General features: G+C 57.6%; 9 protein-coding genes. 5 read left to right on the top strand and 4 right to left on the bottom strand.

Annotation, left to right across the window (positions count from 1 at the left end; translation table 11 throughout):
- Positions 1-41 precede the first annotated feature (41 nt).
- Together AC1DWM_RS05970 and msrA are read left to right on the top strand one after the other, a co-directional pair.
- A complete protein-coding gene (locus tag AC1DWM_RS05970; protein WP_477794805.1) occupies positions 42-2,729 on the top strand; it encodes a putative bifunctional diguanylate cyclase/phosphodiesterase in 2,688 nt (895 codons plus the stop codon).
- 202 nt (positions 2,730-2,931) lie between these two features.
- Complete coding sequence (gene msrA, locus AC1DWM_RS05975; protein ID WP_477794806.1) at positions 2,932-3,579, top strand: peptide-methionine (S)-S-oxide reductase MsrA; 648 nt, start codon at positions 2,932-2,934, stop codon at positions 3,577-3,579.
- Between the two features lie 133 nt (positions 3,580-3,712).
- Here the strand turns inward: msrA and AC1DWM_RS05980 are convergent, their stop codons facing one another.
- On the bottom strand, positions 3,713-4,552 hold the full coding sequence (locus AC1DWM_RS05980; RefSeq protein WP_477794807.1) for a 23S rRNA (adenine(2030)-N(6))-methyltransferase RlmJ: 840 nt from the start codon (positions 4,550-4,552) through the stop codon (positions 3,713-3,715).
- A gap of 251 nt (positions 4,553-4,803) precedes the next feature.
- Here AC1DWM_RS05980 and AC1DWM_RS05985 point away from each other — a divergent pair, with 251 nt between their 5' ends.
- From AC1DWM_RS05985 to AC1DWM_RS05995, 3 genes are read left to right on the top strand one after another with little or no spacing between them, the layout of a single operon-like run.
- The gene (locus AC1DWM_RS05985; RefSeq protein ID WP_477794808.1) at positions 4,804-5,388 is read left to right on the top strand and encodes a PAAR domain-containing protein; all 585 of its coding nucleotides are present in this window, start codon (positions 4,804-4,806) and stop codon (positions 5,386-5,388) included.
- Complete coding sequence (locus AC1DWM_RS05990) at positions 5,388-5,960, top strand: type VI secretion system amidase effector protein Tae4 (protein WP_477794809.1); 573 nt, start codon at positions 5,388-5,390, stop codon at positions 5,958-5,960. The genes AC1DWM_RS05985 and AC1DWM_RS05990 overlap by 1 nt, the downstream gene beginning before the upstream one ends.
- Entirely contained in the window at positions 5,957-6,373 is a 417-nt protein-coding gene (locus AC1DWM_RS05995; protein ID WP_223520039.1) for a type VI secretion system amidase immunity protein Tai4, read from the top strand. The genes AC1DWM_RS05990 and AC1DWM_RS05995 overlap by 4 nt, the downstream gene beginning before the upstream one ends.
- 67 nt (positions 6,374-6,440) lie before the next feature.
- Here AC1DWM_RS05995 and AC1DWM_RS06000 read toward each other — a convergent pair whose 3' ends face one another.
- The 3 genes from AC1DWM_RS06000 to AC1DWM_RS06010 form a co-directional block, all read right to left on the bottom strand.
- The gene (locus AC1DWM_RS06000; RefSeq protein ID WP_477794810.1) at positions 6,441-6,758 is read right to left on the bottom strand and encodes a hypothetical protein; all 318 of its coding nucleotides are present in this window, start codon (positions 6,756-6,758) and stop codon (positions 6,441-6,443) included.
- 348 nt (positions 6,759-7,106) lie between these two features.
- Complete coding sequence (locus AC1DWM_RS06005) at positions 7,107-7,844, bottom strand: DUF4123 domain-containing protein (RefSeq protein WP_223520035.1); 738 nt, start codon at positions 7,842-7,844, stop codon at positions 7,107-7,109.
- Entirely contained in the window at positions 7,834-9,852 is a 2,019-nt protein-coding gene (locus tag AC1DWM_RS06010) for a type VI secretion system Vgr family protein (protein WP_477794811.1), read from the bottom strand. Before AC1DWM_RS06010 ends, AC1DWM_RS06005 begins: the two co-directional genes overlap by 11 nt.
- Positions 9,853-10,300: the final 448 nt, after the last annotated feature.

Genomic DNA, 10,300 nt, shown 5'->3' on the forward strand with positions numbered 1-10,300 from the left:
GAGCCCGGCGCGATCAGCACATTCGAAGCGAGTTCCCCTCAATGAAAAGCCAACCCGATGCCGCCAGCCGTATGGTGGCCGAGGTAGTGACGCAGTTGCCTGTGCCCTCGCGGCTCGGCATGCTGCGTTTCGAACGGCTGAATGAACCTAGCTGGGCGCTACTGTTTCTGGATCCTAATTGCGAACGTCATTTCGGTCTGCCGGCCGTAGACCTGTGTGCGCTGGTCGACTCTCCCTACGCCAGCCTGATGGAGCCCGAAGCGCGCTATCAGCTGCATGACGCGGTCCAGCAGCAACTTACCGACAGTCCGAACTACCAGATCCGCTACACCTTGCACACCGCCTCCGGCGCCTTGAACCTGCTGGAACTGGGCGAAGCCTATAAACAGCACAATCGGCACCTATTGCGCGGCTATCTGCTGGTGGTCGACGACCTGCTGGAAAGCAATCAGCTATTGCCCGACCTGGAATCCCAGAACTCGCGCCTGCAAATCGCCCTGGAACTCAATCAGCTTGCCCAGCAGGTACAACTGCAGCATCTGGACCGGGTGCGCGCCCAGCAGGACCTGATCTTGTTGCTGACTCGCCAGCGCTACAGCAGCAACAATTCCCTGCAAGAAGCCGCCGAACTGATCACCCGTAGCGCCTGCGATATCTACGAAATTGACTGTGCCAGCCTGTGGAACCTCGAAGGTTCGATGCTGGTGCCGATTTCGGCCTATCACCGCGCCTGCGAGGAATACCGGCTGCCGGAGCCGATCGACGTCAGCAGCTTCCCTGATTACCTCGAAGCCTTGCACAGCAGCCGCGCCATCGACGCCCACAACGCCATGCGTGACCCGCGCACCCGGCACATGGCCGAGAGCCTGCGCCCACGCGATGTGAACGCGATGCTCGACGCCAGCATCCGCGTCGACGGTCAAGTGGTCGGCGTGCTATGCCTGGAACAGACCGGTGCGACCCGCGCCTGGCAGTCGGACGAAATCGCGTTTGCCGGCGAGCTGGCGGATCAGTTCGCCCAGGTCATCAACAACCACAACCGCCGCACCGCCACCAGCGCCCTGCACTTGTTCCAGCGCGCGGTCGAGCAAAGCGCCAACGCCTTTTTGCTGGTCAATTGCGACGGCGTGGTGGAATACGTCAACCCAAGCTTCACCGCGATCACCCAGTACAGCACCGAAGAAGTCCACGGCCAGCGGCTATCGGAACTGCCAGCACTGGAGAACCTCAGCGAACTGCTGTTCGACGCGCCCTCGGCGCTGGCCAAAAGCAACAGCTGGCAGGGCGAGTTCAAGAGCCGACGCAAAAACCTCGAACCCTACTGGGGGCAGCTGTCGATCTCCAAGGTGTACGGCGATAACCGCGAGTTGACGCATTACATCGGCATTTATGAAGACATCACCCAGACCAAACTCGCCCAGCAGCGCATCGAGCGCCTGGCCTACACCGATAACCTGACCAACCTCGGCAACCGCCCGGCGTTCATCCGCAACCTCGACGAACGCTTCGCCCGAGACACAGACACCCCGATCATCTTGCTGCTGGTGGACATCGACAACTTCAAGCGGATCAACGACAGCCTCGGCCACCAGACCGGCGACAAACTGCTGATCAGCCTGGCCCGACGCCTGCGCAACAGCCTGAGTCCGGGCGGCAGCCTGGCACGCTTCGCCAGTAACGAATTCGCCGTGCTGCTGGACAACACCGACCTGCGTACCGGCCAACAGGTCGCCCACCAGTTGTTGATGACCCTCGACAAGCCGATGTTCGTCGACAACCAACTGATCAGCGTCACCGGCTCCGTGGGCCTGGCCTGCGCGCCGCTGCACGGTCGTGATCCGCAAACCTTGATGCGCAACGCCGGTCTGGCGCTGCACAAGGCCAAGGCCAACGGCAAGCATCAGGTCCAGGTGTTCACAGAAGCGTTGAATGCCGAGGCCAGCTACAAACTGTTCGTCGAGAACAACCTGCGCCGCGCACTTACCCAGAACGAGCTGGACGTGTTCTATCAGCCTAAGCTCTGCCTGCGCAGCGGCCGCCTGCTGGGGATGGAAGCGCTGCTGCGCTGGAACCATCCCGACAAAGGCATGATCCGTCCGGACCAGTTCATCAGCGTCGCCGAAGAAACCGGCCTGATCATCCCCATCGGCAAGTGGATCGCCCGCCAGGCCTGCCGCATGAGCAAAACACTGAGCGCCGCCGGCCTGGGCGATCTTCAAGTCGCGATCAACCTGTCGCCCAAGCAGTTCTCCGATCCGGATCTGGTGTCGTCCATCGCCAACATCCTTAAGGAAGAAGCGCTGCCGGCCCACTTGCTGGAACTTGAACTCACCGAAGGCCTGCTGCTGGAAGCCACCGAAGACACCCACTTGCAGCTCGACCAGCTCAAGCGTCTGGGCCTGACGCTGGCAATGGATGACTTTGGTACCGGTTACTCGTCACTCAGCTATTTGAAAAAATTCCCGATCGACATCATCAAAATCGACCGAAGTTTCATCCACGAAATCCCCGACAATCAGGACGACATGGAAATCACCTCCGCGGTGATCGCCATGGCCCACAACCTGAAACTCAAGGTCGTGGCGGAAGGCATCGAGACCGCCGAGCAGCTTGCGTTCTTGCGGCGCCACCGCTGCGACGTCGGCCAGGGCTACCTGTTCGACCGGCCGATCCCCGGCGCCGAGCTGATCGAAAAGCTCAAACGCTACCCTCGCGGCCCTCTCGCCTGACACACACATCCTCGTGTGGACACCTCCAATCCCTGTAGGAGTGAGCCTGCTCGCGATAGCGGTGTCTCAGTGACGTGGTTTCTGACTGACCCACCGCTATCGCGAGCAGGCTCACTCCTACAGGGGTAGTGCGTAACGGGAAGGGTTTGGGCACACTGGCGGTCTGATTCCCTACATCCCAACCTGACTGAGAGGACTGATCATGGTCTTGCGCTCGGAAATTCTGGTGAACAAAAACGTGCTTCCAACCAAAGAACAAGCTCTGCCTGGCCGCGAAACCCATATGTCCCTGCCGGAAAAACACTTCGTCCACGACTCCCCGCTGCTGGGCCCGTTCGTCACCGACGTGGATTTTGCGATCTTCGGCCTGGGTTGCTTTTGGGGGGCGGAACGTCGCTTCTGGCAGCGTGAAGGAGTGGTCAGCACAGTCGTGGGTTACGCCGGCGGCTTCACGCCGAACCCAACCTATGAAGAAGTCTGCTCAGGCCTGACCGGCCACAGCGAAGTGGTGCTGGTGGTCTACGAGCCGGCAAAAGTCAGTTATGACGAGCTGCTGAAGATGTTCTGGGAACTGCACAACCCGACTCAAGGCATGCGCCAGGGCAACGATATCGGTACTCAGTATCGCTCGGTGATCTACGCCACCAGTCCAGCTCAGTTGGCCGCCGCCGAACACAGCAAAGAAGTGTTCCAGGCTGAATTGACCAAGGCCGGGAAAGGCGAAATCACCACTGAAATCGACGAAGCGCCGACGGTCTACTTCGCCGAGGCGTATCACCAGCAGTACCTGGCGAAGAACCCTGAAGGGTATTGCGGGATTGGCGGCACAGGCGTGACCTGCCCGATCTGATTTTTCGGGCCCCTGATCGTTCCCACGCTCTGCGTGGGAATGCCTCAATGGACGCTCCGCGTCCGCTCTTGAAGGGCGTGACGCGGAGCATCACAGGCTGCATTCCCACGCAGAGCGTGGGAACGATCACCACTCAACTCTCAGCAATCAACCAATCCATCTGCCACCCACCCTGGGTCTGCCCCAACTTCTTGGACAACCACGGCAGCAACTCACGCAATTCCTCTTCCAGCCCCCACGGCGGATTCGCAATCGCCATCCCGGAGCCGTTCAAACTGTTCGGCGTATCCAGCGGATGCACCAGCAACTCCACGCGCAACAACTTCGGCGCGCCCGAGCCCGCCAGGTCCTGATAAAAGCGCCGCAACATGCGCTGGTCCTTCACCGGGTACCAGATCGCCGCCACGGTTTGACGCATCCGGCCAACCGCCTCTTTCAGCGACGCCGCACAGCGCTGCATCTCATCGAGCTGTTCAAACGGCGGATCAATCAACATCACCGCCCGCTTCTCCTGCACCGGCAACATCGCGCGCGGCACATGCCAGCCTTCGCCCAGATGCACCTTCACCCGACGGTCACCAGCCATGTTGTCCTTGAGCAGCAAACCGTCTTCCGGATGCTTCTCGTTGAGCATCACCCGATCCTGCGGCCGCGTCAGACGCCGCGCCAGCTCCGGCGACCCCGGGTAATAGCGCAACTGGCCATCCGGGTTCATGTCGTGCAGCACTTTCATGTAATCGGCGGTCAGCGCCGGCAAGTCCGGCTGATCCCACAGACGCGCAATACCTTCCAGGTACTCGCCGGTACGGTTGGCCTGATCGCCCTGAAGATCATACAGGCCAATGCCGGCGTGAGTGTCGAGATAGGCAAACGGCTGCTCCTTGCGCGACATCAGGGCGATGAGGCGGGTCAAAGTCAGGTGTTTGAACACATCGGCGTGATTGCCGGCATGGAAGGCGTGACGATAATTCATGATTGCTCCTGCGAAGGCCGGGAAGTTTACCTTGTACCGAGGCGAACGTCAGGGGTTCGCGGCTGAGCGGGCGTTCGGTCTAGCAATCGCAATCACGCCCCCCGCGTCGGAGTCGCCTCAGTCTGCGATTTTTCGATCTTGCTCATTTGGCGAGCAACATCAAGTCACACTTTGCCAAAGACCTGCCATCGTGAAGCTTACACATGAGTGCGAAGATCGGACCGACCTGACACCCGTAAATGGAGATTTACATGGGACGGAAAATGATTGGTATCGGTGCGCCTACCTCAACCGGCGGCTCCGTACAGGAAGGGAATGTCGGTATCAACATCGATTGCGCTGTAAGCACCTCATCCATTGGACACTTGGCAAGTTGCCCAGTCTGCAGCCAAGGAAAAGGCCCCATCGTCGCGGTCGGCCCCAGAACCATTACGTTACCGGCCGGATTGGTTGCCCTGGAAGGTGACTACGTTGCCTGCGGCTGCCCTCCACAATCCAACAAGGTGATTTCCGCTCAGTCATCTGTATATGGCGGAGCAGAACACAACAAAGCAGATTTTTCAGGCATCACTACCCTGCTCAATCGTCCCAAGTCCATCACCGATATTTCCTTGTCCTATGGCGATGAGCAGGTTGCTGTTGAGTCAGTATCCCGGTTTTACACTGACTTGAATATTCATGTGAAAACCTCAGGTTATTTGCCCGGCGAGACGGTTACCGTCAACATTAGCGGGCCCACCGAAAAAGCGTTGACAGGGATAGTCGGGGCCAAAGGCGTAGCCATCATTCCAAACGCATTCGGAAGCGAAATCATTGACATGGAAGGGGAAGCATAATGGCTCAAGTTGTCATCAATGCCGGCGGAGTGTCTTCCAGCATCTCGGTTAAAAGGCCCCGCTTCAGCACTCTATGGAGCGCATATGCAGAAGTAGGTCATAAAGGCTCAGTCGAGGTTTACGGACTTGTCGGAGGCGGAGTCGAAGCGGCAAGAGCGGAAAAGCCTGATGCTTATGCGAATGCCTGCGCATTGAGGCTAAGCAGAGCGTTTAATTACGGCGGATATAAAATCCCCAAAGGCACGATCATACAAAACCAGCCCATCTATCGACTGAGTGGAACGGACCAACTTCCCTACATAATGAAGGTGGTAGATTTCCTCGCTTTTCTTAGACATAACTGGGGCGAGCCCGACCATACGCTGACGCAAACCAATTCAAATTTTATAAATGGAAAAAAAGGCGTCATCGTGATGGAAATCACCGGGTGGAGCGACGCGTCAGGCCACGCAACCCTTTGGAACGGGAGCGTGACCGGTGACGGCAGTGACTACCACAAGCAAGACAGCCATACCTATGACAATCCAAGGGTAAAGCTGGATAAAATAAACTTTTGGGAGTTGAAGGGATGACGCACTCGCCTCTAATTGTGCTGGCACTCCTACTCGTTTCAGGGCAAGCCATATCTGCTGAAATCAATATAGATAAGGCGCGAGAAACGCTGAAAAATTATGGATTGGCCAATTGTATTTCCAGCCAATTCAAGAACGAGTCAGAAATCAAATCTGATATTGGACTTGCGATTGGCGCCTACTCGTCGATGAGCAAGGGGCAGCATCTAATTATTCAAAACGAGGACACCCTCGAAGTCACATACGACCCTTACGCAGAAACCGAGAAGTACATGCGTAACGCCTATGCACACACCTCGTCCCTCAGCAAGCATTCTAATAAAAAAATGGTTTTTTATGGTTGCCTCGAAGTTTACAACTCCAGGGAGTTCGACGCATTCATTCAGTCTCAGGATCAATTCCTGCCAAAGTAGATTATCAAAATGAGTAAGGACGATCCTTCCTACAATCAATCAGGAAGGATCACTCTTTATTCAGATACTACGGCAGAGCCCGCAACCGCCGGCCAATCACATCCAGCACATCACACCCATCGCGCAACGGAATGGCACAGAGCAAGGCAAAGTCGCTGAGGATGAAGGATTCGCACTCGATGGAACCGCGCATCGACATGTTTTCCAGCACCTGTGTCACGGCGCGAATTCTATAGTTGGCCGCCTCATACAACACATCGAGCGGCGCGTGGGTATCGACGAACAGGGTGGGCATGTCGGTGCAGTTGCTGGTGAGGGCCATGAAGCGGTTTTTTGGATGGGGGATTGGTTTTTCGTAGGGTGGATCGGGGTGAAGATTTTTCATTTTCAAGTTCCAGAGGCAGTAAATAGGAACTGCCATCAGCCTTCCTACAGGCTGGGGTGGCAGTTATGCGCGGGGTAGGAATATCGAGGCCTTTGGAAAACTCGACCACGCCGAAGCGTGCCCGCGCACAACCGCCGCAACTGATCTTACGGACGCACGTTAACGGCCGCAAACCTAGCTTCGACGCCAATACATTTCCAACGACTTTGAAGGGCTCCTACACCCCGCCACTGAATTTTCAGTGACCACCAGAGACTATCGTTGGAATTCATTTCAAACCAGTTCATGGAAACCGTTACAACTTGAAGGAAACTTCCGACGACTTCGCCCGGAAATTTCGCATTGCCTCTAGTTCAGCTCCTCCATCAAGTACTCCAACAGCTCGGCTTTCGGCACTGAAGGAAGGTCAGGCCGGGCAAGAAACGTCTCGACCTTGCGGCGCAACACGCCCGCCGAAAACGCCTCCAACAGGTTCGGATGCTCTTCACTCAACCACTGCATCAGATTGTTGATAGAGGTCGAAGTATCTACAGCACCAAGGTGTTGCAGCAGGGAATCAGACACCTCCCACCACGGGAAAACCCTGGAGGTTTTCAGCGCACTACCACCGATTTCGAGCGACTGACCGTTGATCAAACAACGGTGGATAACAGGCATTAACTGCGTGGCATTCACTTCGCCGGACTGAAGAATCGGCAGCACAAAACGCCCGTCCCAGAAACGGAAAAACACCGCATGACCGTTGGGCAAAAGAACCTGGGTAAGGCTGCGCAGATGCTCGACCAGCACTTCTTGAGATGCAGCAGAAACCGCTAACCAACCCCAATCGCGAGACTCGGTGGCAGCGACCCATTCCAGAAACTCACTCTCCGCCGCGATAATTCCGACATAGGGCATCACCGGTTCCCACTCGGCATACGCGGTACCTGCCCAGACAGGACTCGGCGCCTGTGCAGTGGTCGAGCATTGCCAGGCTTTAAACGCCCGAGCAGAACTGGCGTTACTAAAGACCGCGAACACCTGTTCGGTGGGTTTCAGCGGCTGCCGGTCCAGCCAGTCGCGAGGCGTCAAATGATCAAGCTGCACAGACACCATCCTTGCAGCGCTCACACTCCTCACAGAACGGCGCATCGCTTTTCAGACTCATGATCTGCGCAGCGCTCAATACCGCTGCCGGCGCAGCGGCGAGTTTCAACGGTGTATTCGGTGAAACCGGCGCAGCCGCCATCGCCGGCATCAACGCGCCACCGACCTGAATCGGCACGCTACTAAAAATCCCCCCCGGCCCGATATTGATCCACTGCCCCCCCGCCTGAATCGTCGCGCTGGCGCCGCCGTCGATCACCACTTGCTGGCCGGCGCTGACGTGGAATTGCTGGCTCGCGCTGAGCACCTGACTGGACACACGGATGTGCCGGTCGCCCACCACCACCAAGTGATCGTCGCGCTTCACTTCAGCCTGACGCTGACCGTGGGTGATGCGCTGCTCATCAGCCTTCAACTCATGGCGAGCGGTGCCGGTAACGACGATGCTGCGCTGGTTATCGACCTGTACCTGTTGATCATTCAACACGTGCTGGGTCCAGTTTCGCTGGGCGCGCAGGTAGATTTCCTCGGCGCCTTTGCGATCCTCGATGCGCAGTTCGTTGTATCCCCTGCCTCCCGGACTGCTCTGGCTGCGGAAAATGCTGCGGGTTTTGTCCGCCGGCAGGTCCAGCGGAACGGGGGTCGCCGCATTAGGCAGACAGCCCATCACCAATGGATTGTCGGCATCGGCGTCGATGAACCCGACCAGCACTTCCATGCCGACGCGCGGGATCAGCACGCTGCCATACCGGTCATGCGCCCAACCCGTGGCAACGCGCAGCCAGCAACTGGAGTGCTCGTTGAGTTGACCATCGCGGTCCCACGCGAGCTGAACCTTGACCCGACCGTACTCGTCGCAATGGATTTCGCTGTCAACCGGGCCGGTGACCACGGCGGGTTGATAGCCGAGCATCCGAGGCTTTTGCGGCCCCAGCGGCGGGCGAAACGAAACGTCCCACGGCGTCGCCAGAAACGTATTGCGATAGCCCTGAAAATCATCCGGGTCATCGCTGGTGGCCGACTCTTCCAGCACCTGCGGCTGGCGGCCGCGATGTTCGATTTCAGTGATCAGCCACAGGTCATTCCACGCCTGACGGGGATGCTCGGCGAGATGGAGGAAATGCCCGCTGACCAGCGCACAGTCATCACCACGACCTTCGGCCTGACGGAAGTCAGCGTTGTGGCGTTCGAGTGTGCGTTGAGCTAACTGTTTGCCGTGTTCGCGATCAGTGAATTGGCCGGGAAAGTGGTAGTCCTCCAGCACCGGGCGCAGCTCGCTGTCGAGACTGTTTTCGAGTTGCAGGCGAGGTTTTTGAAAGTCGTAATCGCGACGGGTGACAGCGGTAGTGCGGGTTTCCAGACGCACGTTGAAGCGTTTGATGGCTGGCGCATCCGCCGCCATTCCGCTACCGGGCAGGTACAGCGTTGACTCGGGCAGACGAGGAAAAACGGTCTGGTCATCGCCGAACACCAGCAAATGCCCGTCGGGGCTGTGCTGGAAGTGGTAGTGAATGCCGATCTCGGCACACAGCCGCTGGATAAACGCCAGGTCGCTTTCGGCGTACTGCACGCAGTATTCACGAGCCGCGTAGTCGCTGCCGAGTTGAAACTCGAACGCATCGCGCTGGATGCCGTGGTCCTTGAGGACCTGCGCGATGATCGTTGGCACACTTTTGTGCTGGAAGATCCGCTGGTTGATGCGCTGACCAAGGTAGGCCAGTCGCGGTACGAGGCTGATCTGATAGCCCGTCAGACGTTTCCCGGAGTCGCTTTGGCCGACGCGAAAAATCTGACCGTGAATACCGGCCCCTTGTGCATCGAAACTCAGAAAGGCCTGACGGTGCAGCAGGCTTTCCAGTTCTATGTCCGGCCGATCGCTGACCAGTTCCAGGTCAAAACGGTAGGGTTGGCTAATGGCTTCCGTGCCCGTGAACTCAAGGACCTTGAGCTCATTCTGGACGCCGTCGAGGGTCAACGTGAAACGCGGTTGATTGGCAGGCGCGAACATCCGATGTGTCTCTGCAGAATGAAGGCGGGCGATTCTGCATGAGCGATAAGGGGTGTTGAGGGAGGGACAAGGAAATCAGATTTTCCCTACTTTCTCTGAAGATTTCTCCTTCAGAAAACAGTTGTTTTGGCTACAGACATTCCCTTCAAGACCACCACCCTCCCCTTGTAGGAGTGAGCCTGCTCGCGATAGCGCCGGGTCAGTCGACATCAACGTTGAATGATTAACCGCTATCGCGAGCAGGCTCACTCCTATGTATGGACTCGCCCCCACTGTCTACCTGCTTTTCAAACACTGCTACCCGGTTGCATCTATGTATAAGGCCTATTCGAGGAAGCCATCTTTGGCTTCTGGCCAACATTGGTTGAGCTCACGGTATGCCGATTACATTCAGGCCTCGAAGGCCGGTAGGAGCGCAGGCATCAATCCGCGACGGTCTGACCTGGGG

Source organism: Pseudomonas sp. P4_C8 (genome assembly GCF_056401975.1).

Excerpts from the sequence above, each read along its gene's own strand:
- AC1DWM_RS05985 (WP_477794808.1), top strand. The coding sequence starts at position 4,804 with ATGGGACGGAAAATGATTGGTATCGGTGCGCCTACCTCAACCGGCGGC.
- AC1DWM_RS06000 (WP_477794810.1), bottom strand. The coding sequence starts at position 6,758 with ATGAAAAATCTTCACCCCGATCCACCCTACGAAAAACCAATCCCCCAT.
- msrA (WP_477794806.1), top strand. The coding sequence starts at position 2,932 with ATGGTCTTGCGCTCGGAAATTCTGGTGAACAAAAACGTGCTTCCAACC.
- AC1DWM_RS05980 (WP_477794807.1), bottom strand. The coding sequence starts at position 4,552 with ATGAATTATCGTCACGCCTTCCATGCCGGCAATCACGCCGATGTGTTC.
- AC1DWM_RS05995 (WP_223520039.1), top strand. The coding sequence starts at position 5,957 with ATGACGCACTCGCCTCTAATTGTGCTGGCACTCCTACTCGTTTCAGGG.
- AC1DWM_RS05970 (WP_477794805.1), top strand. The coding sequence starts at position 42 with ATGAAAAGCCAACCCGATGCCGCCAGCCGTATGGTGGCCGAGGTAGTG.
- AC1DWM_RS06010 (WP_477794811.1), bottom strand. The coding sequence starts at position 9,852 with ATGTTCGCGCCTGCCAATCAACCGCGTTTCACGTTGACCCTCGACGGC.
- AC1DWM_RS05990 (WP_477794809.1), top strand. The coding sequence starts at position 5,388 with ATGGCTCAAGTTGTCATCAATGCCGGCGGAGTGTCTTCCAGCATCTCG.